This window comes from Pseudomonas delhiensis (assembly GCF_900187975.1).
GTDB classification, from domain to species: Bacteria; Pseudomonadota; Gammaproteobacteria; order Pseudomonadales; family Pseudomonadaceae; genus Pseudomonas; species Pseudomonas delhiensis.
This window is the reverse complement of the sequence record NZ_FZPC01000036.1, coordinates 35564-61814: the sequence shown is the minus strand read 5'-3', so window position 1 is coordinate 61814 and position 26251 is coordinate 35564. Positions and strand designations below refer to the sequence as shown.

The window sequence follows — 26251 nt, the reverse complement described above, 5'->3', positions numbered from 1 at the left end:
CCTCTTATTCCGTCAAGCGTTATTTTCAGAATTTTTCGTTCCTACTCAACCGCTTGCGCTTTCGATCGGCCGAAGCTTCTCGTCAGCGGGAGGCGCATTCTACAGCGTTCAAATTCGCTGTCAAGCACCTCGGCGATCTTCCTTTTCGGCCCGCTGCCGGAGCAGCTATCGAACCGAAAGGCGGCAAGTGAATCACCCGCCTGACCACCACTCCCACCTTCGAACCCGCTTAAGTGCTTGATTTTCAAGCTCTTTCAGCGCTTCGTCGCTGGGAGTGGTGCGCATTATAGGGACTTAAAAAGGCCCGTCAACGACTTTTTGAAACTTTTATTTCGACGGCATTCTTTCCCGCAGCAGCGAGACCAGCGAATCGAAGTCGTTCATCTGATAGAGCGGCAGGTACAGCTTCCTGACCGCGCCCCTGACCTGCCCCGCCGCCCCCATGTCGCCACTGACCACCTTCCTCTTATAGGCGACCTGTTCGTCCTGGTGCCGGTACACGTCTTCCGCCGACATCCAGAACACACCCTTCACGCAGGGCAGGTCATACCAGTAGACGTAGGCGCACTTGTGCACCCCCGGGCCGTTGACCACCAACTGGCGCTGGGCGTCCAGCTTGCCGGCGACGTCCAGCGTCATCGAGTGGGAGTAGCACTCGTAGGCCGGGTTGACCTTCTTCGAGATCAGCAGGAAGGGCCGGAATATGACCTTGAACTCCATCAGCAGCAGGACTTCGCCACTTTGCACATGCCGTACCTGGAAATCCGGCATGTGCAGTTCCTGCTGGTCGGCCCTTTCGACCACGAGCCCCGGAACCAGGGTGTCCAGGACCTGCTGTAAGTAGGCTTCGAACACCGCCTCCAGTTCATTGCCCAGGTCGATGTCCGGGTTCTTGTCTATGTGCTTGAGCGTGGAGAGGTGGAAATGCTCGCACTCGCGGCAAACCCCGTCGCCGGGCCTTTTCCGCGCTGGCGAGCCCTGTGCCTGGTCGAGGTACATCGTCTGGTAGTAGTGCCGTGACTCCGGCTGCCAGGCGAGCAGCCTGGAGTGCGCCGCCGGGACGCGGGCGACCAGCCCCGGCGGCAATGATTCCAGCAGGTTCTGGTACAGGTTGCAGGCCTTCCATGGATTCGACATGCGAACATCAACTCCCTACAATCGACGCCCCTCAGCCATGCTACACGAAGAGATCACACGTTCTTCATGATCAAGCTGCTCAACACCTACGAAGACCGCGACGAGGCGGAAGCCGCCGCCGAGAAACTGACCGGCCCCAAGCGCCTGGCCAGCGAGCGCGACGATACCACCACCATCTACAACCTCTTCGGCGCCCCGACCTGGGGCAACTTCCTCCGCCTGGGCATGTACAACCTGGAGGAACTCAAGACCCTGCTGGCCAACCGGGAAAGCTGGAACGGCGCACAGCAGGCGCGCCACGCCGAAATCGCCGGGACCCTGGCCATCGTGGCCAAGAACTACGAGATCGAAGTTCCCGCCCACTGGCTGTAGCCCCCGGCCACAGCCAGCAGCTCCCTACCCTATCCTCGCGAACATCTTCTCCAGATAGCCGCCGGCGCCGTCCTCCATGAACAGGATGTGGCGGTCTTCCAGCTCCGCCTTCGGGCAGTGCTCCGCGACGTTCAGCAGTTCCGCATAGGGCGTCGGCGACAGCACGAAGGCGTTGAGCACCAGCGCCTGCTCGCCCGGCAGCGTGGCCTGGATCGATTTGACCTCCCTGTACAACCCCAGCTTCGGATGCGCCAGGTCCAGGTTGCGCAGCCCCTTGGGGTCGACGAAGGTCAGCCACTGCTGCCCCGTCGCGTCATCCACCAGCCAGAGCAGGAAATCGGGATAGAAGTTGCCCGCGGTGGCGAAGCCCAGTCCCTTGTCCTGGGTGGCGGCGTTGCGCAGCAGGTAAAGGCTGCGCGAGCCGATGGCCTTCCTGCCCGCGGGCGAGCCGTGGAAGGCCTCCAGGTCCCTGACGAACGCCCACTCGCTGGGCGCGTCGAACGCCAGCGGGCGCAGCTTGAACGGAACGGCGTCCTTGTCGTCCAGCGACAGCAGCGGGTAGTACAGGTGACGGTCGAAGCTGATGGCCACCATGTGCGGCGCGCCCCACTGGCCGGCCTGGTCGAGCCGCCCCTGCGCCACCAGCGCCTTCAGCTCTTCCAGCTTGCGGATGTACTCCAGGCCCTGCTCGCTGCCCTCGATCTCGAAACGATAGCCCTTGAGCATCGAGCCATGCCCGCCGTCCAGCTGGACCACGTCGTAGAACTGGCCTTCGTAGCCGCTCTTCAGGGCCTTGTAGAAGCGCTCGGTGTAGTCCACCAGCAGGCGCAGCAGTATGTCTTCCTGCTTGCGCACGTCGGCGTAGCCGGTGATCGCCAGCTCGCTGGCCGGGATCAGCAGCGTGTACCAGTCGGCCGGCCCCTGGCAGAAGTCCACCAGCTTCTGCCGGTCCAGGCGCAGGTTGCTCCAGCCCCGCTGCAGCTTGCAGTTCTGCAGCTCGATATAGATGCGGTCCCAGTCGAACAGGCCGAACAGCGCCGGGTCCAGCTTGCCCCTGTGCCGCGCCTGCGCCGCCGTGCCCGCCGTCGCCGTGGTGCTCAGCGCCTCGATGCGCGGATACAGGTCCAGCGTCACATGGGGCAGCTTGACCTTGCCGGCGAATGCCGCGGGCACTTCGTACAGCCAGGGGAAATGGGTGCGCTTGAAGCCTTTCTTCTGGTTGTCCTTGTAGCCGTCCTTGAGCGCCAGGGTCCTCAGCTTGCCCTGCGGCAGGTTGGCCCGGGTGGGGAGGTCCAGCTCGATCAGCTCGTCGCCGGGGGTGATCCCCTCCTCCTTCAGGTAGTCCTTGAAGGCCGCGATGTAGTTGGCGCGCACCCCGAAGATGTTCAGGGTTTCCAGCTTGTCCAGGTGCAGGCCCTTGGGGCGCTCCTGGGGGCTGGTGCGCTTCAGCGAGAAGCCCTCGCCCTTCAGCCGCACACCGCGGCCGAACAGCTGGATGATCTGCGAACCCTCGCCCTGGCCCATGTTGAGCAGGCCCATGGTGGATACGCGCCAGCTGCTCCAGCCCTCGGTGAACTTGCGCGAACCGACCAGCACGTTCAGCCGGCTGTCCTTGTGGTTCAGGGTGCCGAAGAGCGCGCCGCTGAAGTCGTCCGCCTCGCTGTCGAAGGCCGCGCAGGCCTCGGCCTGGCGGAAGAAGCCGGAGTCGTCGCCGATGTTGATCAGCGCGAAGGGTTCGCCATCGCCCACCCGCAGGGCCAGCTCGCCCTTGCTGTTGCGGATGTTGACCAGCTTCAGGCGCTGGCGGGCCGGGGCGTTGAACACCCGCTGGAGGATGTCGGCGTACAGCTCGTCGATCCTGTCGCTGTAGCCCAGCAGCGGGGCGAAGCGCCCCTGGAAGATGTTGTTGCCCTTGGCATCCAGCAGTTGCGCCTTGTCGTTCACCAGGTCCGCCAGCCAGGCCTTGATCTGCGCCTCGCGGTTGAGGAACTCGGCGAGGAAGGTCACCACCTCGAGAATGTCCGAATCCTCGTCCGCCACCTTGTTGCCGACGAACACCCACAGCGGCTTCTCGATGTTGAAGTCCTGCAGTTGCTCGCGATGGCGGCTCCACAGCCAGGACTGCTGGTAGAAGGCCAGCAGGCAGGCGGCGAAATACTTGTAGGCGTTGTCGCCCTCGGCGTAGGCCTCGCCGTTCATGTTCAGGATCAGCGAGTCCTTGCCGTAGCCATCCTCGTAGAAGAACTTGTACGAGTAGTCGAAGAGGATGCACTTGGCGTAGACCTCGCGGGTCGCGGTGATGCGCGCCTGGCGCAGCTCTTCCGCGGACAGCGCCAGCTGCGCCAGTTGCGCCTCGTCCAGCTTCTTCAGGCTGGCGGTCTGGAACAGCATCCTGGCGCGCTTCTTCTTCAGCTCGTCCTCCGCCGCGTCGACGGTCAGCCCCTTGGCCACCGCCTGGCCGAAGGTGGCCGAATACTCGAAGGCGAAGCCGCCGCGCACCAGGGCGTCGCGCCGGCTCATCCAGGCCCCCGCGGCGGTTCCGGTGCCGCGGTGGCCTTCGTCCACCAGCACCAGGTTGTTGCCTTCGAAGGCCTCCACCGCCACGGTCTTGTCGCCCATCTCGTCGCCGAGCTTGTTGATGTCGATGATCTCGATGGTGCCGCGCGGCGGCGTCTGGCTCTTGTTGAAGTACTGGGCGAAGCCGAAGCCGGACAGGTGCAGCTCTTCCAGGTGCTGGCGCGACAGGCCCTCGTTGGGCGTGAGCAGGATGACCTTGCTCGGGTAGCGGTCGGCGTTGCCGGCCTGGAAGTAATGCAGGTACTGCAGGATGTTGACGTGCAGCAGCAGGGTCTTGCCGCTGCCGGTGGCGTTCCAGAAGGCGATCTTGTTCAGGTCGTCGGCGTCGAAGTCGCGGAACGGATCGGCGCCGGCCTCCCCGCGGTAGGCCGCCAGGGTCTGGTTCAGGCCATCGAGCAGCGCCTCGCGGCGGTTGAAGTACCAGTCCAGGTAGATCTCGGTGAACAGCAGCGACAGGTACTGGAAGTACTTCATCTGCAGTTCGTGGCCTTCGCGCTTGTTGCGCTGGGCGGTGATGCGCTGCCAGTGTGCGACTATGTTCAGGTCGTAGCGGCGCAGCTCCGCCTCGCCGATGCGCTGCGGCTCGAAGAGGTTGCCGGCGAGCTCGTGGAAGAACAGCGTCTGGCCGTCGTCGTCGATGCCCTCGTGGCGGTCGTCGCCCAGGCGCAGCTTCAGCGCCCCCAGGCTGCCGCCCTTGAAGAAGCCCAGCATCCAGCGGTTGAGCACCAGCTCCTGGTGGAAGCTGCGCTTGCCGGCCGCGCCCCGTGGTGCACGCGCCATCAGAGCGCCTCCACGGCGAACATGCGTTCGAGGAATTCCGGTTCGATCTGGCGCAGCCTGAGCTCGCGGGTGGCGCCGCCCTCCGCAGCGGTCTGGGTGAGCACCGCGGGGATGTTGTGGTCGCCGTTGAGGTAGATGACGTCGAAGCGGCTGTCCGCCGGGTCGATCGCCAATTCCTCGCAGAGCCGGCTGACGCCTTCGTAGTCCAGGACCTCGCAGTCACGCCAGAGCACCAGGCAGCGCTCCCCGCCCGGCAGCGTGCCGGTGACCTTGACGAAGCCGCGCTCCAGCTGCGCATCGACCTGGCCGACGCGCAGGCCGAGTAGGTAGTTGAAGGTCTCGACCAGGTCCACCGGGCGCCGCTCGAAGGCGCCGGCGGAGTCCACCGCGATGTCCATGGCGTAGTCGAACGGCTTGCGGAAGTCGCCGATCGACAGCAACGAGGCGCGGCTCTCGACGTTCAGCATGTAGCGCAGCAGGTAGTCGTCCCGCGCGTGGTCCGGGAGGAAGCCGAACAGGTCGCCCACCGCCGGCGGCCGGGCGAGCTGGATGTTGTTCAGGGCGTCCTCGTAGCTCTCCAGCTTGAGCACCTTGAAGCAGCCGGACAGCCCGGTCTGCGGCGCCGTGGGCTCGCCGTCCTTCCATTGCGCGGAATAGATGGCCTTGATCGCCCGCGGCTTGGTCACGCTTTCGAAGTACTCGCCCTGCTCCACCAGAATGAAGCCGAGCCTGGGCTCCAGGCCGGCGGCCCGGGCCTCGCGCCGCAGCTCGATCACTGCGTGGGCGGTGGTGCCGCTGCCGCCGAAGTAGTCGAGCACCAGGGCCTGCTCGTCGGCCTGGACCGCCAGGGAGATGCACTTCTTCACCAGGTGGATCGACTTCGGGAAATCGAAGCGCTTCTCGCCGAGCATGTCGATGAGCAGGCTGTTGCCGTACTTGCCGGCATCGAATTCGCCGCCGCTCCAGACGGTCTTGGGCACGGTCTGCTCGTGGGTGACGAACAGGTCCCAGTCGTCGCCGACCTTGCGCGCGGCGATGCGCTCGAGGTTCTGGCGGATGGAGTCGAGGCCGAAGTTCCAGCGCCGCTCGACGCCGTCCTGGTCGATCGGCCACACCTCGACGCGCCCGTCCGCCAGCAGGACGTTCCTGCCGGCCGGGTGGAAGTCGTCGTCCGGCACCGTGCCGACGTCGACGACGCGGCCGTCCAGGACGTAGATCGGGTAGAACGACGGCCGCCGGTCGATGCGCCGGGAGTTCTCGCCCCAGCGCCGCATCTTGCGCGGGGTGTCGTTCTCTTCCAGGGTCCTGGCGATGCTCGACAGCCCGTCGCGGGTGAGGAACAGGGCGTACTCGTGGGTGCGGTTGAAGTTGCGGGTGATCGAGCCCTTGGGGTTGTGCACCACGGTGACGCGGGACAGCGTGTGCTCCGGCGCCACCTGCTCCATCACCTTGGACAGGTTGACCATCTCGGAGTCGTCGATCGCCACCGTCTTCACGCCGTCGTAGCGCAGCAGGCCCATGCCCTTGACCAGGCGGTCCTGCATCAGGCTCATCCAGGACGAGTGCTTGTACTCGTTCTTGTAGAGGATGGGCGTGGAGTTGGTGTTGTAGGGCGGGTCTATATAGATGTACTTGACCTGCTCGCGGTAGCGCTCCTGCAGGAAGCTCAGGGCCTGGAAGTTGTCGCTGTGGACGAAGATGCCGTCGACGCTGCCGTCCAGGTCGGAAAGGGAAGCCAGCAGCCGCGCCTTGAAGGCGGCGTCGTAGAGACTGGTGTCGAGCATCCGGAAGGGGGCGTTGCGCAGGTCCTGCTCGGTGCCGTTCGCCGCGCCCGTCCAGAGCCCCAGCTGGCGCCACTGCTCCCACTGCCGGGGGTTGGCGGCTATCGCCGGGTACAGCGCTTCCGGCACCCGGTCCAGGGTGATGCAGTAGTGGCTGGAGACCACGAACTTCTTCTTCAGCCACAGTTTCTTCTGGAATTCCTCCAGCTGTGCCAGGAAGTCGATCAGCTCCTGGGCGATGGCCCGAAGGCACTGCGTCATGCGCAGGCTCTTCTCGATGTCGGCGATGGCGGTGGCGTTCTGCAGGTCGTCCAGGTGCAGGACTTCGTTCTTGATGTAGAAGTCCAGCTCGCCGCGCAGGAAGCGGGCCAGGTCCTTGTGAATGAAATAGTCGGCGGTGTTCTTGCTGGTGTAGTCGGTGAGGTTCTTCTCCAGCAGCGTGCGCTGCGGGTTCTTCTCGGTCGGCTCGCGCCTGGCCAGCTCGGCCCAGCGCGCCTGGACCGCCGCGTCGCCCAGCACGGTCTCCACGGCCTTGCCGATCAGCGTCTCCTGCCTGGTGCCCTTGGCCACCGGCCGGTACTCGAAGCGCAGCGTCAGCAGCGGCTGGCCGTCGGCCCCGTCGCTTTCCTCGATGGGGCGCAGCGCTTCGTCGTACTCATGGCCATGCTCGTCGGTGCGGCTCACCGTCATGGGCTCGATCAACGCGAAGCGGCGCTCCTTGTCGTTGTCCTTGCGATTGTCCTTGGCGGTGTCGGCGGCCACCAGGCGGAAATGCACGGTACGGCCGTCTTCCAGGCGGAAGCTGTAGTTGGCGAAGTTCTCGCCGCTCTTGGTGTAGTACTGGTCCTTGTTGGCCCAGTGCAGCATGACTTCCTCGCCGGCGTAGGGGATGGCGTAGGTGTCCCCCTTGTAGCGGCGCTGGCTGACGAAGTCGCCGTTGTTGTAGTAGCGGCCGAAGAAGGTCAGCAGGTGGCTGAAGACGGCGTTCTCGTGCTCGCCGTCCCCCGCCAGGTGTTCCCGGATCTTCCGCGGCAGGCGCCTGTCCAGGTAATCGTTGATCTCGCCGGCACGGGCATTGAGGATGCGGTAGACGCCGAAGTCCAGCTCCGGGCGGTCGATCTGGAAGATCTCGCGCAGCTTGGCGACCAGGGCCTGGTGCTTGGGGTTACGGATGTCGCTCATGACTTGGCCTTTTTCAATACCGCTGTATCTGTCCGGGTTCACCGCCGGGGCAATGCACACCACGCCCGCTGCCGGGTTCGGCAGTGCGGGCGCTGACTATGCTCGGGAGGCACGCACCCGCAGGCCCGCGCCGCGGTGGCGAGGCATTTCGGCGGCATGACGACCGGGGTGGCAGGCGGAAATCGGGATTCAGCTCCCTCTGCGATCCGGCAGGCAGTGAATCTCAACTGACTTGCGATTGGCAACCTGGGCAGCGCCCTGCCAATCCAAACCGTTGATCTTACAAGAGAAGCGCAGCGTTCGCGACCGCTGGCGGGCGGCTGCCGCAGCGGGTACGGGCGCGGGCCCCGCCGTACCGGCATTGCGCCGGCCATGCCGGCGGACGAGCGGTCGGGGCGCCCGCCGGCCTGGCCATGCGGGGCCGAGGTTCAGGACTCCTGGGTACCCAGGGTGTCGCGGATGCTGTCGATCACGCCGCCGTCCTTGATCACGTCGCACAGCCAGGCGTCCAGGGGCATGCCGCCCCACTTGATGGCGCGCTCCACCAGGTAGGGGATCGGGCTGTGCGGCTCGTGCTGGCGGAAGTACTGGGCGACGTTGCCCAGCAGCGCCAGGGCCTCCTCGCGGCTGCGCGGCATGCCGTTGACGGCAGGGGCGGCGGCCGGCGTTTCGGCGGATGCGGGCCGGGCGGCCGGCGCGGCTTCGGGCTCGGCAGCCGGGGCGGGATTGGCGCTGATGTCCACGTTGCGCTCCTTGAGCAAGCGCTCCAGCAGTTGCTGGCAGCGGTGCAGCACGTCGTCGAGGTTGCGGAAGGAAGGCGCTTCCTGGCCGAACAGGCTGTCGGCCCTGGCGCCGAGGCCCTGCAAGGCGACGAGGCAGGCGCCGATCCGGGCATGCTGGGCCTGCAGGTGCGCGGTGTCGGTCAGCACCACGGCGCGCTGGAAGATCTCTGCATTGATCTTGCCGTCGGCCAGCGCGGCGCTGGCGGCATCGGCGTTCTGCCGGGCCAGGTTCTCCACCTGGCGCGACTCCTCGTAGGCCAGCAGGCTGTACGCCTGGCCCTGGGTCAGCGGCAGCTGGCTGGCCACCTCGGCCAGGGTGCTGTCGAGCCAGCCCAGGCGCGTGGCACGCTGCTCGATGCCCTCTTCCAGCTCGGGGAAGAGGCTGTCCCAGTACGTCTCCAGCAGCCGCGTGGCCAGCGCCAGGCCGTGCTCCACGCCGGCGAAGCCATGGCGCCGGGCCAGGCCCTCGGCCAGCCAGGCGACCAGCATCAGGTCCTTGCTGCGGCGGGCGATGCCCTCCCCGGCCAGTTCGATGACCTGCTCCCAGTCCGCCTGCTTGAGGTCGGTCTGCCAGTCGCCCTGGGACAGGTACTGCGGGTCGGCGCGGCGCGCTTCCTTGATCTGGTCGAACAGCTCGGAAAAGCTCAGGTCCTCGCCGGCGCCACCGTCGATGGGGGCGGCCAGGACGTCGAGGGACAATGAGGGAGGTAGCTGCATCATGGGCCTCGGTATCTCGATGCGATGAGGCTCGCCGCCGGCCGGGGCACGGCTTCAGGCCGGAAGGCCATGGCGACCCCGGCGGCGGCGCGAATAAAGACCTCCCGGCGGCCGAAACCGCCGGGAGGCACATTGCAGGCCTGTCCTATCAGGAATAGACCTTGTTCATCGAGCGGTCCCAGCCGCCGGCGACGTTGCCGCCGCCCGCGCCGTCGGCGCGCTTCTGCTGGGTGTAGGTGGTCTTGATGCGAGCGAAGTTGAAGGTCACCACTTCGGTCGGCAGGTCGCCGGACTCGGCGTCGTTGGCGGCGCCGGTGTGGTTGATCGAGGACACCACCACTTCTTCCAGGGTGATCTGGTAGTAGGTGACCTTGTCACCGCCGGCGCGGTTGACGTTCAGCACCACCTGCTTGAGGTGCTGGCCCTTGCAGCAGGCTTCGAAGAGCTTGGCCGAGGCCTTGTCGACGAACTTGCGCACGGTGAAGTCGCTCAGGTTGACGCGCTCGGAGGAGGCGCCGCCGGCGGAGCTGGCGGTGGCCGAGGTGGCCTGGGTGGCGCCGTAGTTGTAGCCGAGCACCTCGATCCAGTCCTTGTGCTTGTCGTCCAGGGCCTCGCCCGGAATGCCGTCGATCTTCAGGAAAGCATCAAATGCCATGTCGCATATCTCCATATCTAAGTGAATCGGGCTTCCATCGAACTGCTCAGATCGTCGCCCTACGTTGAAACCCCTATCCGTAGAGAGGCTCCGTCGGCACCGCGGCCATGCCCCGGGGCACGGCCATCGGCATTTCTTCCCGCCCGCCGTGGCGGCCCGGCTCAGTTGAGCGCACGGACCTCGATCTCCACGCGGCGGTTGGGTTCAAGACACTCGATCAGCCGCGCCCGCGGCATCTGCATGTCGCACTTCACCAGCGGCTTGGCGCTGCCCTCGCCCACCGCTTCCATGAGTTCCCCGGGCACGCCCTTGCCGGCCAGGTAGGTCTTGATGGTCTGGGCGCGCTGCAGCGAGACCTTCTGGTTGGAGTCCGGGTCGCCCAGCTGGTCGGCATGCCCGGCGATCACGATCTTGCCCACGCAGGGCGTGCTCAGGAGCTTGCCGGCGATGGCGTTGAGCTGCCGCTGGCCGCCGGCCTTGAGGCTCTGGAAGTCGGCGCGGGCGAAGGCGAACAGGGTGTCGGACTCCAGGGTGATGGTCTCGATGGCGCGCAGCGACTGCGAGCGCAGGCTGTTGATGTAGTTGCGCGAGCTGGACACCAGGAAGGCGTTGTCGAGGATCCGCGGCACGTCCGGCTGGCGGATCTGCTCGGCGTAGAAGTCGATCTGCCGGCTGGCGTACTGGTAGTCGGGCGCCTCGCGGTCGCTGCCGCCGACCTGCGCGGCGATGGCCGGGTACCAGTAGTCCGGCAGGTGCGCCTTGAGGAAGGCCGGCTCGGCCTTCTCGCGCTGGGAGCGCGAGAGCATCACGTAGGTGTCCAGCGCGGCCTCGCCGAAGTCGGCGATGGACTGGGCGCGGTTGTCCGCCGGCAGCGCGCGCGGCTCGACGCTGTCGACGCCGCTGACCGGCGCCAGCTCGCGGGCGTTGCGCTGGTAGACCTTGATGCCGGTGAGCAGGTACAGGGTGCGCGTCAGGTTCTGCGCGGTGGGCTCGAGCATCACGCTTTCCAGGCGGGCGAAGTAGCGCTCGCGCAGCAGCGGCTCCACGGCATGGCCCTGGTACAGTCCCAGGCGCATGGACAGCGGCACGCCGTCGTCGTGGTGCCGGTTGAAGTAGTGCGCGGTCCACTGGCGCAGGCCGTCCAGGCTGTGCCACTGGGTGAAGCGCCCGGCGTCGTTGCGGTCGGCCTCGGCGGCGCTGGCCAGCTCGCTGCCGATGGCGCGCAGCTGGGCGTGGTTGTTCCAGTACGACCAGCCCCAGGCGCCGCACAGCAATGCCGCCAGCGAGGCGGCCACGCCGACGCCGATGGCCTTGCGCCGGCGCTCGCGGCGGTTGCTGGTGTACAGCGCCACCAGGTGCTGGTCGGGAATGATCACCTTCTGGAACAGGCTCGGGATGAACAACGCCTGCGGCCGCGCCGTGGCGCCGCCGGGCTCGCCGTCGGCCTGCAGGGCGAAGCGCGCGGTGACCGCGCCGGCATGCACGCCATGGCGCAGCTCGCGGCTGTCCAGCGCCGAGGTGAAGTAGAAGCCGCGCAGCAGCTCGGCGCTCTGGTAGGGGTTGGCGCGCAGCAGGGTGGCGACGAAGGCCTGCAGGCGCGGGCGCAGCGCTTCCAGTTCCAGCGGCAGGCGGTACACCGACGGGTCCTCGCGGGTGAGGCGGATGTCCTGCTCCACCAGTTGCTGGTGCGCCACCTGCTTCCAGTACTGCACCAGGGTCGCCATGGCGTCGTCGAAGCGCCGGCCCCAGTCGGACTGCTCGAAACCCTGGTGGGCGAAGGTCTTGCCCATCACTTCCTCGCGCCGCGCCGGGTCCAGGCGCTGGTGGAACTCGCTGAAGCCCGGCAGCAGGTCGCACTTGGTGAACACCAGGTAGATCGGCAGGCGCGCCTCCAGCAGCTGGTGCGCTTCCTGGATGCGTTCGCGCAGGCGCTTGGCCAGTTGCTCGCGGTCGTCGTCGCCGCCCTGCAGCAGGTCCTCGATGCTCACGGTCACGATCAGGCCGTTCAGCGGCCGGCGCTGGCGGTACTTGCGCAGCAGGGCCAGGAAGCCGCGCCACTTGCCGGCCTCCTCGGGGTTGTGCATGTAGCGCCCGGCGGTATCCAGCAGCACCGCCTCGGAGGCGAAGAACCAGTCGCAGTTGCGCGTGCCGCCCAGGCCGGCGACGCGCACGCCCTCGCGGTCGGCATAGGGGAAGTTCAGCCCGGACTGCGCCAGCATGCTGCTCTTGCCCGCCGCCGGCTGGCCGATCACCAGGTACCAGGGCAGCGCGTAGAGCGCGTCGCGGCTGCGCCGGCCGCGGCCCTTGGCGCCGAGGCGCTCCAGGCTCTGCAGCAGGCGCTCGCGCAGCAGGCCGATCTCCTCGCGGTCCTGCGGGCTGGCCGCCAGCACGGCCTGGTCGGCGTCGTCGCGCAGCAAGGCCTCCAGGTCATGGGACGGCGCCGCCGCGCCGCGGTACAGCAGCAGCACGTAGAGCGCCGAGAGCACCAGGAACAGGGCAATGCCGGCGAGCAGGCTGGGCAGCGAGGCGAAGCCCAGCAGCAGGCCCAGGCGCCAGACCAGGAAGATGGCCAGGAAGAAGGCCACGCCAAGGACATAGGGTTGGTACTTGAGGAAGTAGTAGCGGATCTTGTTCATACCGGTTGCGCCTCCTCGGCCGGGGCGAAGCGCGCCAGGTAGTCGCGCAGCGCCAGGCCTTCGTCGGGCAGCTCCAGGGCTCGGTGGTGTTCGTTGAAGTCGGCGAAGCTCTCGAGCAGGTCGTAGCGCTCTTCGCGCCCGGCCACGCCGGTGAGCAGGCGGTACAGGGCGTCTTCGCCGCGGCCGGTGAAACACAGCAGCTCCGGGCGCATGAAGTCGTCGACCAGCAGGCTGGCCACGGGGATGGCGCCGCCGGCGAAGCGCGCCAGCCAGGTGCACCAGAGGTCGGCCACCGGGCGCTTGAGCCAGCGTTCGGCCGGCAGCGGCAGGCGCAGCACCAGCGCCCGGCCCTCGGCCAGGGGTGCGCGCAGGGCATGCAGGCGGTGCAGCAGCGCGCTGGCGACGAATTCCGGGTAGGTGTTGGCCAGCGCGGCGGCGATGTCGCGCAGGTTGAAGTCGGCGAGGAATTTCTCGTGCACCCGGCGGTACAGCGCCAGGTCCTGCTCGCCCCAGGGCCGCAGCGCCTCGATGCGGGCGAACAGCTGCTGCGCCTCCACGCCCTGGCGCGCCTGGTTGAGAAGGGGCGTGACCTGCCCGGCGAACAGTTCGCCCAGGGTGTGCGGGGCGACGAAGCCCTGGGCATGGCTGCCGCGGATGCCCTGGAAGACCAGGAACGGGTAGCGCCGGCCGCTGGCGTCGCGCGAGCTGGCCAGGCCGCCGAACAGCCAGTTGCCCGAGCGGGCGCGGAAGCAGAAATGGCACAGCGGCAGGCGGTCGAAGCGCTCGCGCCAGTCTTCCACGCCCTGCAGGCGACCCAGGCCGGCCTGCAGCCAGGCGTCGAACTCGCGCACCTCTTCCGCCGCGCCGTGCAGGCTGACGAAATCGGCCGCCGCCGGCAGCTTGCCGAAACAGCCGATCATGGGCGCGCCCCCTCGCCCACCATGGCCGGGCCCCTCACAGACGCCCCGCCTGGCCCAGCGAGCCGAGGCTCTTGACGTTGGCCAGGTCGGTCATCTTCACCCCGCCGTAGTTGCGCACCAGCAGGCTGACATTGCCGGCGCCGGTGTTCCAGGTGAAACGCTGCTGCACCTCGTCGACGTTGCTCACGCGGGCGCTCTCGCTCATCTTCAGCAGGCCCCAGCGGCCCGGGTAGTCGAACACCGTCAGGCGCTGCCCGGAGAGGGTCACCACGTCCAGGCGCGCGCCCGGGGTGCTGGTGCTGCCCGGCCAGGCGAAGCGGCTCCAGCTGCTGCGGCCGTTGCGGTAGTGCTGCTCCTGGCCGTCCAGGGTGAAGACGATGTCGGTGAAGGCGCCGGAGGGTTCGAGCATCACCTCGAAGCCGTTGTCGCGGTCGGACAGGCTGGCGATCACCTCGCCCAGCGAACTGGCGCGGTCGATGCCGCTGACCAGGCGCGGGTCCACCAGCGGCGCCTGCTGGCCGTTGCCCATGCCCAGGCCTTCGCCGCCGGAGAGGTTGCCGATCTCGTTGCGCTTGAAGGCCGGCAGCAGGCCGCTCTGCGGGTCGACGAAGCGCTGCAGGTCCTTGACCGAGGCCTCGTTTGCGCTGCCCGGGGCGATCGGGTAGCGGTGCGCCAGCACCTGGTTCCAGGGCCGCGCGATCTGCTGCGTCCAGGCCTGGGCGATCTGTTCGCCGGCCGGCTCGCGCAGGCTGTCCCAGCTGTACTGCAGCGGCGCGATGAAGAGCTTCTGCAGCGAGGCGGACAGGCCGCCCTGGCTGGTGTCGATGCTGGTCTCCACGTAGTTGCGCGCACCGGCGAACTCCGAGGGCCCGCCCTCGAGGGTCTCGCTGATCAGCGCCTTGCTGCTCTTGCCCACGTCCTGGGAGCGCTGGACGTTGGCCAGGCGCACCTTGAGCCGGCGCAGGGAGGCCAGGTAGCGGTCCATGACGGTGCTGTCGGCGCCTTCGGGGTTCTCCCGGGCGAACAGCCGCGCCACCGGCTCGAAGCGCTTGGCCAGGCTGCCGTCGTCGACCTTGGGCAGCGGCGTGCTCATCTGCTTGGCGGCGGCCTCGGCGTCATCGCCGAACACGCCCCTCACCCGCGTCCAGAAGCTGTCCTCGACGGCGCTGGCGACCTTCTGCGCCGGCTTCTCCGGCTGGTCCCAGGCGGTGTTGCGGTCCACCGCCGCGAGCAGCAGCTTGAGCGGCGAGTTCTGTACGTCGCTGTACAGCGACAACTGGCGGGTGGCGCCCTGCATGTCGCCGAACTGGCGCACCCCGGTGCCGGCCAGGAAGCGCATCCAGACCTCGGCGTAGTCGGCCTTGTAGCGGGCCATCAGCTCGCGCATGAAGTTGGCCTTCTGCACTAGGCCGTCGCTGCCCTCGCCGTCGAGCACCCAGTCGGATTCGTTGCGCAGGTCGCCGGAAAGCAGCTTGATCAGCTCCGGACGCAGGAACTGCTCCCAGCCCTGGCGGCTGTAGAGCGCCGGGATCGCCTCGCCGGAATACAGCAGGTTGCGCCCGGGCAGCGGCACCAGGTCGTTGAGGGTCAGCGCGGGGAACTGGCGGTCGGCTTCCAGTTGCAGGCGCAGGTATTCGCGGTCCACCAGCGAGCTGGCGCGCATGAAGGACTTGAGGTTCTGCCGCGCCTCGGCCACCAGCTCCTCGTTGCGGCGCAGCGCCGGCGCCTCGCCGGCACGCAGGTAGCGCACGTACATGGCGCTGTTGGCGCGCACCACCGCGGCGTCGAGCTTGTCGCCGCCCTCCCCGGCCTGGGCGCGCTCCCAGGCCCGCGGCAGCGCGGCGGCGACGAAGTCGGCGTCGGCGTGCTGTTCCGGGCGGGTGAGGATGAGGTAGAGCTTGAGCGCGTCGTAGGCCTCGATCAGCGAAGCCACCTGGTGTTCGTCGAGACGGTCGAGGACTTCCTCGGACAGGCTCAGGCCCGCTGCGGCGGCGCGCTCGCCGGAGGCGTCCGCGGCCTTGCCGGCGGCCAGCCCGGCCAGGGCGCCGCGGCGCGCATCGCGGGCGGCTTCGCGCAGGCGGCTGCCCGCTTCGCCACGCAGGCGCGAGCCCAGGTCGCCGACGCTGCGCGGCACACCGCCCAGGTTCGGGGCGGCAGCGGCATTGCCCTGGCGCGCCTGGCGCAGCGCCGCGGCGGCGGCATCGCTGCCACGGCCCTGGTCCTTCCCGGCCCTGCCGGCTTCGGCCGGCGCGCTGGCGGTGGCGCCCAGGCTCTGGGCGAAGTCGTCGAGGTTGCGCAGGCGCCGTTGCAGTTCCCGGCCCACCGGTTCCAGGGCCTGGCGCTGCAGTTGCTCCAGGTAGGCCCGTTGCAGCGGCGCGCGCAGGTCGTCGCCGGCATACAGGCCCGCACCCTGGCGCAGGGGCACGCCGTTCTGCCGCTGGTTGTCGACCTCGGCCAGGCGGGTGCGCAGCAGCTCCAGGTCCTGGGCCGGGTCCTGGCCGGCGCCGCCCAGCTGGGCGCGCAGGCCGTCGAGCCAGGCGCGGTTGTTGGCGAACGACCAGCCCTGCCAGGCGGCCAATGCCACCCCTGCCAGCACGGCGACGGCCAGCAGGCTCGGCGCCAGCGCCTTGCGCTTGCCCAGGCGCGAGTAATAGAGGCTGAGGTCGCGGTCGGGGAAGATCACCCGGCGGAAGGTGTCGGTGATGAAGTAGCTGCGCTCGCCGATGCGCCGCGCCAGGCTCTCGTCCGGGCGCTCGGCGGCGTCGGCGTCCAGGGCGAAGTGCTCGGCCAGCACTTCCTCCAGCAGCGGCGGCAGCACCTGGTCGGTCTGCAGGGCGCTGGTGAAGTACAGGCCGCGCAGCACCGCCGGGGTGCGCTGGCGCGCGGCGCTTTCGAAGCTCTCGAGGAAGTCGCCGAGCAGCCCGGACAGTTCGCCCAGGTAGCGCGGGAACTGCAGCAGGCTGGCATCGGCGCGCCCGCCCAGGCCGTCGATCTGCGCGCCGACGTGTCGTTCCAGGCTGGCCAGCAGCGCGCCGAACTTGTCCTGCAGGGCGCCGCGCAGGCCGCGCTGGCGCAGTTCGCCGAGGCCGAAGGTGATGCCCAGCGGCTGCTGGCGGGCGGTGGCGTCCAGGGCGTCGAAGGCCTGGGAGAAACCGGGCAGCAGGTCGACCTTGCTGAGCATCAGGTAAATCGGCGGGTTCACCCCCAGGCACTGGCTGTAGGTCTGGATGCGCTGAGCCAGGCGCTCGGCCAGCTCGCCGCGCTCGTCATGGGAGGCGGCCAGCAGGCCCGGCAGGCTGACCACCAGCACCAGGCCGTTGATCGCCGGCTTGCGGCGCTGGCGGCGCAGCAGCTTGAGGAAGTCGGCGAACTCCTGGGCCGACTGGTCGTCGGTGAGGTAGCGGCCGGCGGTGTCGATCAGCACCGCTTCCGGGCTGAAGTACCAGTCGCAATGCTGGGTGCCGCTTTGCGCCGCGCTCTGCCCGGCGATGCTGGCCGACAGGCCGGAGCGCGTCAGCAGCGAGGTCTTGCCCGAGGCGGACATGCCCACCACCAGGTACCAGGGCAGGTCGTACAGCGCCGCCTTGCCGCCGCCCCCGGCCGCGCGGGAGGCGCGCAGCAGGGCGATGGTGTGCTTCAGGCGCTGCTGCAGCACCTGGGAGTCGCGGAACTCGCCGCCGGCGCCGGCGCTGCGGTCCACCTCGAGCTGCACCAGGTTCTCGATGTTGCGCTCGGCGCGGATGCGCCGGTACTGGCGCAGCACCACCAGCAGCAGGCAGAAGGCGCTGAACAGCGCCATGGCCGCCAGCACGCTCTCGCGCTGCGGCAACCAGCGCGGCAGCACGAACCAGCACAGCAGCATGCCGACGAGCCACAGCAGCGGCAGGGCGAACCAGAAACTCTTGAGTGCGCGGAATATGACTTTCATGTCTTCCTGACCTGATCGATGAAGGCGGCGCTCACTGGCCGAACAGCGCGTCCAGTTGCCCGGCGAGCGTCGCCACGTCCTTGCCCAGCAGCCAGTCGAGGGTGAAGTAGAGGGCCGCGCAGAACAGCGCGATCAACCCGACGTACACCCACAGCGGCACCTCGTAGCGGATCATCTGCGAGACCTGGTCCGGCAGCGCCCAGTCCGGCGCCAGGGCGCGCGGGGCCTTGCGGTAGCGGGCGATGTCCTGGCCCAGGGTGTTGGCGATGTAGCGCAGCTGGTCCTTCTGCTCGAGGCTGAACTTGCCCTCGAAGCCCAGCGCCAGGCACAGGTGGTAGATCTCCAGCACGTCGAGGTTGGCCTTGACGTCGGCACGCAGCGCCTCGAGCTTGTCGAAGAAGCCCTCCCCGGCCAGGTGCACGCCGAAGTACTTGAACTGCAGCGGGTGCAGTTCGACGTGGCTGCGGATGTTGCTCTGGCCGGCGTTGAGCACGCTTTCGTCGAGGAAGGCGCACAGCGCGTACTGGGTGTCGCGCACCTGCTCGACGCTGTAGCCGGCGGCGCGGGCATTGCGCTCAAGGCCGGCGAAGAAGTCGTCGACGCTGGCCAGGAAGCGCTCGACGCTCTGCGCCTGGCGGCCGCGGCGAATCATCAGGGCCATGGACAGGAAGTCCCTGGCCAGGTCCTTGAGCGTGGGTTTCTCGCCCTGCTGCAGCAGGGTCGCGGGCATCACGGCTTCGTTCATTTGAGCACCGCCATCAGTTCGAGCTTGAGGTTGGCGAACGCGCTGGGCACGTAGAAGGCGATGGCCTGGGCGTCCATCATGCGCTGGTAGACGCGGCCGTGCGGTTCGATGGAGAAGTAGTGGTTGTCCAGGCGCACCGGAATGGCGTTGGGCAGGCGCGTGGCGTGGTTGAGGGTGGCGCCGGGCATGGCGGTGTTGACCACCACCTCGATGTCTTCCGGCGAGCCCACCTTGAAGGCCCGCGGCACCAGTTCCAGCAGGCTGGCGCCGGGCATGTCGGCGTGCACCGAGATGTAGAAGTCGGCCTCGGCCAGGCGCGCGTCGTGCAGGCGGCCGACGTAGTAGGACGGCTTGGTCTGCTCTACGGCGATGGGCACGTACTGGTTGGGCACCACGTTGTCCAGCAGCTCGCGCAGCAGGGCGTCCAGGCGCAGCAGCGAGGCCGCCGGGTCGTCGTGGTCGTAGGGCGGGATGTCCTTGAGCTGGATGCTCAGCGAGAAGGTCAGCAGGCTGCCGGCCAGCTCGGCGAGGAAGCGGTAGAGCTGCTCGGGGTGCAGCCGCGGGTGCTGCAGCAGGTGCGCCAGCGCCGGGTAGGCGCGGTTGACCGTGAACAGCAGCCAGAACAGGGTGACGTCGCTGGAGCCGAACTCGGCGATCTGGTCGGCGCGTTCGCGGCGCCGCCCCGACAGCGCCTCGCTCTTGGCCTGGAGCACGCCGAGCAGGCGCCGGGCGATGCCCAGCAGGGTGTCGTGGGCGCCCAGGTGCAGGCTGGGGTGGACGAAGTGGCTGTCGAGGTTGAAGCCGCCGGCATTGTTGCGCACCAGTCTGGCCAGCGGGCAATAGCTGAAGCCGTCGAGGTCGTCGCCCTCGATCAGCAGCACCACGTTCAGGCGCAGGCTGGTGATCTCGTTCTCCAGGTCGCCCTCGTTGAGGTCCGGCAGGGTGTCGAACTGCTTGCGGAAGCGCCGCGCCCCCTGTTCGGTGGCGCCGTCCTCGACGTAGTTCAGACCATAGGGCTCGGGCCGGCGCAGCGCCGCGTAGACCTTCAGATCGCTTTCGCGCAGCAGGCCCTTGAGGTCGCGGGCGGCCGGCAGCGGGTCCTGCTGCGGGGCGTCGTAGAGGGTGCCGTCGGGGAACACCAGCTTCAGCCGCGACAGTTGCAGCACGCCGCCGGCCAGCGCTTCCTCGTCCAGTTCCAGCAGCTGCACGCCCCAGTGGAAGGGCGTGCCGCGCAGGGTGGCCTGGGCCAGCTGGTGCTGGTGGAACTCGTCCTGGTACTGGAAATGCTGCGGCAGGAGGAACATGCCCTCCGACCACATCACCCGACTGCTCTTGCTCATAGACTGCCTTCCAGGGCTGAGTTGACCTTGCTTTCCAGCGCGTCGCGCGCGCCGTTCTCGACACTTTCGCCGGCGGCGCGCAGGGCGCTGTCGCCGGCCTTCTGCAGCAGTTGCGCGGTGGCGCCCTGCGGCTCCACCGGGGCGCCGGCGGCCAGCTGGCGCGCCGCCGGGTCGTCGAGCACGTCGGTGCCCCGGGCCACGGCCACGCGGCTGCCGTCGAGGTAGATGCGCGCCCCGTCGCCGGAGGAGAACAGCACGCTCTCCTTGCGCATGGAGTCGGCGGCCACGGCCACCTTCCAGCGCGTCTGGCGGGTCTCCCGGAAGAAGGCGGCGACGCCGATGTAGCGGGCCTCCAGGGCCATGGGCCACTGCTCCACCTGGCCCATGCCGGGCAGCAGCGTCAGCTCGCGGGCGTCCAGCAGGGTGTTGCCCAGCGCCACCTTGGGCTGGTCCCACAGGGCATCGGCATCGGCGCTGAGGAAGCGCTCCAGGGCGTTCAGCTGGTACACCCGCACCACCACCGACAGCGGCTTGCCGTCCGGGCCGGGGTTGAGGTCGTTGCCGCCGTCGACGGTGAGGGTCACCTTGTCGCGGTCGCTGAACAGCATGTCGCCGGCCCAGGTGTCGTCCATGCGCTTGCCCACGCGGTCCATCACCCCGCAGGCGGAGAGGCTGGCGGCGAGCAGCAGCAGGCCGGCGAGGCGCAGGTTTCGGGAAGCGTTAAAAGTCATGGTGGCGGCCCTCAGCGGATGCGGTAGGCGAAATCGCCATCCTTGCCCAGGCGCACGGACAGGCTCTGCAGGGGCTTGCCCTGGGCCATCCGCTCGAGGACGCGCTGGGCCAGTTCCGGCATCAGCGTCCCGGACAGGATGTTGTCGATGTTGCGCGCGCCGCTGTCGACCTCGGTGCAGCGGGCGGCGATGGCCGGGACCAGCTCGGCGTCGAAGCTCAGGGTGGCCTGGTGGTTGCGCTCGAAGCGCTGGCGCAGGCGTTCCAGCTTGAGCGCGACGATGCGCTGCAGCACGGCGTCCTGCACCGGGTAGTAGGGCACGATGTTCAGGCGGCCGAGGAAGGCCGGCTTGAACACCTGGTTGAGCGTGTCGCGCAGGCCCTCGACGATCTCCGCCGGCGCGGGGGCGGCCTCGGCGCCCAGGCACCATTGCATGATGCGATCGGTGCCGACGTTGGAGGTGAGGATGATCACCGTGTTGCGGAAGTTGATCTCGCGGCCCTCGCCGTCGTCCAGCACGCCCTTGTCGAAGACCTGGAAGAACAGCTCCAGCACGTCCGGGTGGGCCTTCTCCACCTCGTCCAGCAGCACCACGCTGTAGGGCTTGCGGCGCACCGCCTCGGTCAGCACGCCGCCCTCGCCGTAGCCGACGTAGCCCGGCGGCGAGCCCTTGAGGCTGGAGACGGTGTGCGCCTCCTGGTACTCGGACATGTTGATGGTGATCAGGTTGCGCTCGCCGCCGTAGAGGATGTCCGCCAGGGCCAGGGCGCTCTCGGTCTTGCCGACGCCGCTGGGGCCGAGCAGGAGGAATACGCCGATGGGCTTGTTCGGGTCCTCCAGGCGTGCGCGGGAGATGCGGATGCGCTTGCCGATCTCTTCCAGGGCGTGGTCCTGGCCCAGCACGCGTTCGCCGAGCAGGGCCGGCAGGCGCTGCACGGTGTCGATCTCGTCGCGCAGCATCTTGCCCAGGGGGATGCCGGTCCAGGCGGAGATCACCTCGCCGATGGTGCCGCCGTCGACGCGGGCGTGGACCAGCGGCGCCTCGCCCTGCACCTCGGCCAGCTCGGCGCGCAGTGCCGCCAGGTCCGCCCGCAGCGCCTCGCCCTCCCCCGCCTCGGCGCGGGTTTCCAGTTCGTGCAGGCGCTTGACCAGCTCCAGCTCGCGCTGCCACTGCGCCTTCAGCACTTCCTCGCGCTGGCGCGCCTGCTCCAGCGCGGCCTTCAGTTCGGCCAGGCGCGCGGCATGGTCGGCGCCGCTGGCGCTCTCCTTCTCCAGCACGGCGATCTCGGCGCGCAGGTTGTCGCCTTCGCGCAGGCAGTCTTCCAGCGCGCCGGGCTGCGCCGCCTGCGCCAGGGCCACGCGGGCGCAGGCGGTATCGAGCACGCTCACCGCCTTGTCCGGCAGCTGGCGGCCGCTGAGGTAGCGGCTGGACAGGCGCACGGCCTGGACGATGGCGTCGTCCAGCACGGCCACGCGGTGGTGCGCCTGCATCTTCTCCAGCAGGCCGCGGAGCATGTGGATGGCGCTGTCCTCGTCCGGCTCCTCCACCTTGACCACCTGGAAGCGGCGGGCCAGGGCGGCGTCCTTCTCGAAGTACTTCTTGTACTCGGCCCAGGTGGTGGCGGCGATGGTGCGCAGCTCGCCGCGGGCCAGCGCCGGCTTGAGCAGGTTGGCCGCGTCGTTCTGCCCGGCCTGGCCGCCGGAGCCGATCAGGGTGTGGGCCTCGTCGATGAACAGGATGATCGGGTGCAGGCTGCGCTTGACCTCTTCGATCACCTGCTTGAGGCGGTTCTCGAACTCGCCCTTGACCCCGGCGCCGGCCTGCAGCAGGCCCAGGTCGAGGGTGTGGATGGCCACGCCCTGCAGCGGCGGCGGCACCTCGCCCTGGGCGATGCGCAGGGCCAGGCCCTCCACCACCGCGGTCTTGCCGACGCCGGCCTCGCCGGTGAGGATCGGGTTGTTCTGCCGGCGGCGGGTGAGGATGTCGACCATCTGCCGCACTTCCGCCTCGCGGCCCAGCACCGGGTCGATGCGGCCTTCGCGGGCGTTGCGGGTCAGGTCGATGGTGTACTGGTCCAGCGCCGGCGTCTTGCCGCGCGACGCGCCCGGGGCGGCGCCGGCCGCGCCCTGCTGCGGCGCCGCCTGGGCCTGCAGCGCCTCGCCGCTGGCCTCGGTCAGCGCCACCAGGTTCAGGCGCAGGTCGTCGGGGTTGATCTTCTCCAGCTCGGGCGCGGAGCCCAGCGCCACCCGGCGCAGTTCGGCGTCGTCGAGCAGCGCCTGGAACAGGTGGCCGCTGCGGATCTGCGCCTCGCCGTACTCGATGGACGCCAGCACCCAGGCGCGCTCGATCAGCCGGGTGATGTGCGGCGACAGCGCCGGGGTACGGGCGTTGCCGGTCTTGAACCCGGCCAGCGCCTGTTGCAGCTGGGCCTGCAGGCGGTCGGGGCGCACCTCGTAGTGGCGCAGGATGGCCTGCAGGTCGTTGCCCTCGGCGTCCAGCAGTTGCAGCAGCAGGTGCTCGATGTCGACGTCGTAGTGACGCTCGGCGAGGCAGAGCGCGGCCGCCCCTTCGGTGGCGCTGCGGCAGCTGTCGTTGAGCTTGGCGAACAGGGATTTCAGGTTCACAGGCGGACCCCATCGTAAGGAATGCGGAACAGTGCGCAGCGCGAGGGCTCGGCGTGCGCGCCGGGACGTTTCAGCCAGCCGAGCCGGCCCAGGGACAGCTCCCCGCCACGCCCCAGGGTGGCCAGGGGCACCGCCTCGCGGCGCAGGCGCGGGGCGATCTCGAAATCCAGCTCGGCGCCCAGGTAGAAGCGCACCAGGTCCACCAGGCGCTGGTGGTCGGCGTGGCCGGGCAGGAAGCGCCGGTAGTCCTCCAGCGCCAGCGGGCCCAGCTCGATGCGCACGCAGGACTGGTAGTCCCAGGTGCGCCGGCCGGTCACCGCGCTCTGCCCGAGCACGGCGTTGGCGCGGCCCAGGCGCGTGCGCTGCGCCGGCTCGATGTCCAGCCAGCGGCCGTTGAAGGGGCGCACGCGGATCGGCAGGGCGAAGTAGAAGCCGAGCATGGCCTCCAGGTTCAGCGGGTTGCGCGGGCGCTGGGCGAACAGGCCGGAGAAGTAGCTGAACAGCGACTGGCGCAGCGGCTGCCCCTCGCTGAACCTGCGCGCCCGGGCCCGCGGGCCGAAGCCCACCAGCGCCAGCAGGTAGCGTTCGAAGTCGGCGGCGCCCTTGCGCTCGTACTCGATGTGGAAGCGGTACTTCTGCCAGGCCTCGTAGAACAGCGCGGTCATGCGGTGCGAGAAGATGTCGAGGAAGGCGTGGGCGGCATCGTCGCGGTGCTGCACGTGGCGCTCGATGAGCAGCTCGGTGTAGGGCTGCGGCAGCACGCCCGACGGCCCCACCAGGCCCATGAAGGTGACCTGCACGTCGGTCAGCGGCTGGTCGTTGGCCGAGCGCCGGCCTTCGCGCTCGAACTGCAGGTCGCTGACCTCGCTGGCGGGGAAGCACAGCGACAGCTGCGAGCGGAAGCGCAACGGGTCGTCGTGCGGCCGCGCCTCCGGGTCGATGCGCCCGGCGCGGCTGTAGTGCAGGCGCAGCAACCGCACGAGCTGGAAGAACTCGAAACGGTACGGCTCGGCCCGCGCCTGGTCGATCAGACCAGGGCTTGCGCGCCAGTTCTGGGAGGCCATTGCACGACTCGCTTCTCGCGCTGGCGGCTGCGCAGCGTGAGTTGAGTGAAGCTGTTGATGGAGCAGTACTGGCCGAAGAAATGGTCCAGCACCATGCCGAACAGGAAGATGCCGCTGCCGATGAACTGCTGTTCGTCCAGTTCCAGGGTGATGCCCACGCCACGCACGAAGCTCGGGCGGGGGTGGCCGATGCGTGCCACCACCGGCTCGCTGCGGACGGCGGCGATGCCGTTGATCTGCTTGCGCACCGCCGAGGCGTTGCTGTAGTCGTACAGCGCCAGCATCTCCAGCAGCGCCTCGCGGCCCTGGGACACCAGCGACATGTGGTTCAGCCCCAGGTGCGCCACCAGGCGCCAGATCAGCCCGTTGCCCAGGGGCGGCCGCGCGCTGGCGGTGGGCTTGCGCAGGCAGCGGATGCTCTGCACCACCGGGTTGCGGTCGAGGCTGAAATCGCCCTGGGCGCCGCCGTAGGGCAGCAGCATCGGCAGGTCGCGGTTGCTGCAGGTGAGGGTCATGCTCAGGGTGTCGGCGCTGGCGTCGATCAGCTCCAGCTCGCGGTCCACCAGGCGGATGAACATGTCGCTGCCGGCGTCCTGGCTGCGCTGCGACGGCCGGCGCCGGCCGATCCAGTAGGTGGCGCGGCTGTCCAGCTCGCCGCGCGGCTCGAAGAACGGGTGGCAGGTGCTCACCTGGTCCAGGTTGCCGACCTTGCGCACCCGCCGCACGCGGTCGATGGACACCACTTCCACCGCGGTCTGCTGGCGCACGTCCGGCACCACCGGGTACTCGTGGCGGGCGTGGGTCAGCTTGATCGGCTCGGCCTGCTGGCGGAACAGGTTGATCACCGGTGTGCAGCCGAGCTTGAAGTGGTTGCGGTTGATGGTCTGCGCCAGCCGCGCCAGGCGCTCGCCGAGGTCGTAGTCGGCGAAGTAGAAGTTGACCTCCACCGCGTGCAGCGGCTTGCCGGCCAGCACCCGGCCCAGCCCTTCGAGGTCGAAGAACATGAACTTGTCGGGGAAGGTGAAGTACTCGTGCAGCAGGCGGTAGCCGAGGAAGGAGCGCTCGGAGTAGTCCACCAGCCCCTCGTCCAGGGCATAGCCCACCGGCTTGAGCGCCCCCGTCGGCAGCGCCACCTCGCGACGGCGGCCGTCTTCCTCGAAGGCCAGGGTGACCTTCGCCAGGTTGTTGAACAGCAGTTCGTAGAGCGGCAGCATCAGGGTGCTTTCGCCGTCCAGGAAGAAGCGCAGGCGCTCGATGGCCAGCTTGCCGAAGGGCACTTCGGTGGTGCACTGCAGTCCGATGCGCAGGCGCGCCACCAGGTCGGCGCTGTGGCCGTTGAAGGCCGAGCGCTCCAGCTCGGCGAAAGTGGCCTCGCGCACCGCGATGGGCCACAGGTCCACCGGGTAGCAGGTCCTGAACTTGCAGGTCTGCCCGTCCACCACCCGCGAGTTGAGCTGGCTGTGCCGCTCGATGCGGTAGTGGCCGGTGATGGGGCTGCGTTCGCCGGCGCTGAACTCGACGATCGACAGCGAAGGCGTGGGCCGCAGGTAGTGCGGGTACAGCACCTCGAGGAAGGCCTCGACTATCTCGGGGAACTCGTCGTCCAGCTTCTTGTGCACCCGCGCAGCGAGGAACGCGAACGCCTCGATCAGGCGCTCGGTGTGCGGATCCTCGCAGTTGTCCCCCTCGATCAGCAGGCGCGAGGCGATCTTCGGATACTGCCGCGCGAACTCCTGGCCGAGGAAACGCAGATGCGACAGTTCCTTCTCGTAGTAGGGAAGCAGGTCGTCGAGCATCAGTTGAGGTTCTGCACTTTGTATTCCTGGGTATTCACCTGCAGCACCGCGTCGAACGAGACCTGCCGCGTGGCGTCGTGCAGGCGCAGCAGGGCGTCGACGCGGAAGGTCAGCATGCGCTGGCTGAGCTGCTGGTTGAGCAGTTGCACGCGGACGTTGCGGAAACGCCGGTCGCCGATCTCGATGGCCCGTTCCAGCTGGCGCTGGATCTGCAGGCGGTCCTCGGGGTTGAGCACGCCCTTGCTGGTGAAGTCCGGCATGCCGTACTCGAGGATCGAGCCGCGCAGTTGCGGGAACGCCTCCAGGCCGCCGGCCAGCAGGCATTGCCGGGTGTTCACCAGGATCTCCAGGTCGCGCACCACCCGCGCCTTGTACTCGGCGAGCGAGTAGAGGCGCTGGTCGAGGGCTTCCCGCGGTTGCTGGGGCTGGTCGTCGAGCAACCGGTCCAGCAGGGTCGGTATCAGCTTGTGCGAGCTGCTCATGC

The 26251-nt window shown here is 68.7% G+C and carries 16 protein-coding genes and 1 pseudogene; 2 read left to right on the top strand and 15 right to left on the bottom strand.

What is annotated here, in order from left to right:
- Positions 1-191 (top strand): annotated as a pseudogene (locus tag CHC02_RS30415) (hypothetical protein); the annotation flags it as partial.
- Between the two features lie 136 nt (positions 192-327).
- Here CHC02_RS30415 and CHC02_RS25955 read toward each other — a convergent pair.
- Positions 328-1137 (bottom strand): hypothetical protein, encoded by an 810-nt coding sequence (locus CHC02_RS25955; protein ID WP_089394271.1) that lies wholly within the window; start codon positions 1135-1137, stop codon positions 328-330.
- A 66-nt stretch (positions 1138-1203) separates the two neighbouring features.
- Between CHC02_RS25955 and CHC02_RS25950 the strand changes: the two genes are divergently transcribed.
- Positions 1204-1509 carry a hypothetical protein gene (locus CHC02_RS25950; protein ID WP_244161022.1) on the top strand — a complete coding sequence of 102 codons (306 nt, stop codon included), beginning with the start codon at positions 1204-1206 and terminating at the stop codon, positions 1507-1509.
- A gap of 24 nt (positions 1510-1533) precedes the next feature.
- On the opposite strand, the gene CHC02_RS25945 is transcribed toward CHC02_RS25950, so the two are convergent.
- The 14 genes from CHC02_RS25945 to tssE all read right to left on the bottom strand — a co-directional run bounded on the left by CHC02_RS25945 (position 1534) and on the right by tssE (position 26249).
- A complete protein-coding gene (locus tag CHC02_RS25945; protein ID WP_089394270.1) occupies positions 1534-4866 on the bottom strand; it encodes a DEAD/DEAH box helicase family protein in 3333 nt (1110 codons plus the stop codon).
- Entirely contained in the window at positions 4866-7829 is a 2964-nt protein-coding gene (locus CHC02_RS25940; protein WP_089394269.1) for a DNA methyltransferase, read from the bottom strand. Before CHC02_RS25940 ends, CHC02_RS25945 begins: the two co-directional genes overlap by 1 nt.
- A 428-nt stretch (positions 7830-8257) precedes the next feature.
- On the bottom strand, positions 8258-9331 hold the full coding sequence (tssA, locus tag CHC02_RS25935) for a type VI secretion system protein TssA (protein ID WP_089394268.1): 1074 nt from the start codon (positions 9329-9331) through the stop codon (positions 8258-8260).
- Positions 9332-9476: 145 nt separating this feature from the next.
- Positions 9477-9983 carry an Hcp family type VI secretion system effector gene (locus tag CHC02_RS25930; protein ID WP_089394267.1) on the bottom strand — a complete coding sequence of 169 codons (507 nt, stop codon included), beginning with the start codon at positions 9981-9983 and terminating at the stop codon, positions 9477-9479.
- A 161-nt stretch (positions 9984-10144) separates the two neighbouring features.
- Positions 10145-12619: a type VI secretion system membrane subunit TssM gene (gene tssM, locus CHC02_RS25925; protein WP_089394266.1), complete on the bottom strand. Its 2475-nt coding sequence runs from the start codon at positions 12617-12619 to the stop codon at positions 10145-10147.
- Positions 12616-13539, bottom strand: coding sequence for a type VI secretion system-associated protein TagF (gene tagF / locus CHC02_RS25920; RefSeq protein ID WP_089394265.1), 924 nt, complete (start codon positions 13537-13539; stop codon positions 12616-12618). The genes tssM and tagF overlap by 4 nt, the downstream gene beginning before the upstream one ends.
- Before the next feature lie 34 nt (positions 13540-13573).
- Positions 13574-17467, bottom strand: coding sequence for a type VI secretion protein IcmF/TssM N-terminal domain-containing protein (locus CHC02_RS25915; protein ID WP_089394264.1), 3894 nt, complete (start codon positions 17465-17467; stop codon positions 13574-13576).
- 31 nt (positions 17468-17498) lie between these two features.
- Positions 17499-18212 carry a type IVB secretion system protein IcmH/DotU gene (gene icmH, locus CHC02_RS25910; protein ID WP_425262423.1) on the bottom strand — a complete coding sequence of 238 codons (714 nt, stop codon included), beginning with the start codon at positions 18210-18212 and terminating at the stop codon, positions 17499-17501.
- On the bottom strand, positions 18209-19552 hold the full coding sequence (gene tssK / locus CHC02_RS25905; protein WP_089394263.1) for a type VI secretion system baseplate subunit TssK: 1344 nt from the start codon (positions 19550-19552) through the stop codon (positions 18209-18211). Before tssK ends, icmH begins: the two co-directional genes overlap by 4 nt.
- The gene (tssJ, locus tag CHC02_RS25900; protein ID WP_089394262.1) at positions 19549-20283 is read right to left on the bottom strand and encodes a type VI secretion system lipoprotein TssJ; all 735 of its coding nucleotides are present in this window, start codon (positions 20281-20283) and stop codon (positions 19549-19551) included. The genes tssK and tssJ overlap by 4 nt, the downstream gene beginning before the upstream one ends.
- 11 nt (positions 20284-20294) lie before the next feature.
- On the bottom strand, positions 20295-22907 hold the full coding sequence (gene tssH / locus CHC02_RS25895; protein WP_089394261.1) for a type VI secretion system ATPase TssH: 2613 nt from the start codon (positions 22905-22907) through the stop codon (positions 20295-20297).
- Positions 22904-23971: a type VI secretion system baseplate subunit TssG gene (gene tssG, locus CHC02_RS25890; protein ID WP_089394260.1), complete on the bottom strand. Its 1068-nt coding sequence runs from the start codon at positions 23969-23971 to the stop codon at positions 22904-22906. The genes tssH and tssG overlap by 4 nt, the downstream gene beginning before the upstream one ends.
- Positions 23935-25767 (bottom strand): type VI secretion system baseplate subunit TssF, encoded by a 1833-nt coding sequence (gene tssF, locus CHC02_RS25885; RefSeq protein ID WP_089394259.1) that lies wholly within the window; start codon positions 25765-25767, stop codon positions 23935-23937. Before tssF ends, tssG begins: the two co-directional genes overlap by 37 nt.
- Entirely contained in the window at positions 25767-26249 is a 483-nt protein-coding gene (gene tssE / locus CHC02_RS25880) for a type VI secretion system baseplate subunit TssE (protein WP_089394258.1), read from the bottom strand. The genes tssF and tssE overlap by 1 nt, the downstream gene beginning before the upstream one ends.
- Positions 26250-26251 lie beyond the last annotated feature (2 nt).

What these genes read in the sequence shown, in the direction of transcription:
- CHC02_RS25955 (WP_089394271.1), bottom strand. Translation starts at nt 1,137, where the DNA reads ATGTCGAATCCATGGAAGGCCTGCAACCTGTACCAGAACCTGCTGGAA.
- CHC02_RS25950 (WP_244161022.1), top strand. Translation starts at nt 1,204, where the DNA reads ATGATCAAGCTGCTCAACACCTACGAAGACCGCGACGAGGCGGAAGCC.
- CHC02_RS25945 (WP_089394270.1), bottom strand. Translation starts at nt 4,866, where the DNA reads ATGGCGCGTGCACCACGGGGCGCGGCCGGCAAGCGCAGCTTCCACCAG.
- CHC02_RS25940 (WP_089394269.1), bottom strand. Translation starts at nt 7,829, where the DNA reads ATGAGCGACATCCGTAACCCCAAGCACCAGGCCCTGGTCGCCAAGCTG.
- tssA (WP_089394268.1), bottom strand. Translation starts at nt 9,331, where the DNA reads ATGATGCAGCTACCTCCCTCATTGTCCCTCGACGTCCTGGCCGCCCCC.
- CHC02_RS25930 (WP_089394267.1), bottom strand. Translation starts at nt 9,983, where the DNA reads ATGGCATTTGATGCTTTCCTGAAGATCGACGGCATTCCGGGCGAGGCC.
- tssM (WP_089394266.1), bottom strand. Translation starts at nt 12,619, where the DNA reads ATGAACAAGATCCGCTACTACTTCCTCAAGTACCAACCCTATGTCCTT.
- tagF (WP_089394265.1), bottom strand. Translation starts at nt 13,539, where the DNA reads ATGATCGGCTGTTTCGGCAAGCTGCCGGCGGCGGCCGATTTCGTCAGC.
- CHC02_RS25915 (WP_089394264.1), bottom strand. Translation starts at nt 17,467, where the DNA reads ATGAAAGTCATATTCCGCGCACTCAAGAGTTTCTGGTTCGCCCTGCCG.
- icmH (WP_425262423.1), bottom strand. Translation starts at nt 18,212, where the DNA reads ATGAACGAAGCCGTGATGCCCGCGACCCTGCTGCAGCAGGGCGAGAAA.
- tssK (WP_089394263.1), bottom strand. Translation starts at nt 19,552, where the DNA reads ATGAGCAAGAGCAGTCGGGTGATGTGGTCGGAGGGCATGTTCCTCCTG.
- tssJ (WP_089394262.1), bottom strand. Translation starts at nt 20,283, where the DNA reads ATGACTTTTAACGCTTCCCGAAACCTGCGCCTCGCCGGCCTGCTGCTG.
- tssG (WP_089394260.1), bottom strand. Translation starts at nt 23,971, where the DNA reads ATGGCCTCCCAGAACTGGCGCGCAAGCCCTGGTCTGATCGACCAGGCG.
- tssF (WP_089394259.1), bottom strand. Translation starts at nt 25,767, where the DNA reads ATGCTCGACGACCTGCTTCCCTACTACGAGAAGGAACTGTCGCATCTG.
- tssE (WP_089394258.1), bottom strand. Translation starts at nt 26,249, where the DNA reads ATGAGCAGCTCGCACAAGCTGATACCGACCCTGCTGGACCGGTTGCTC.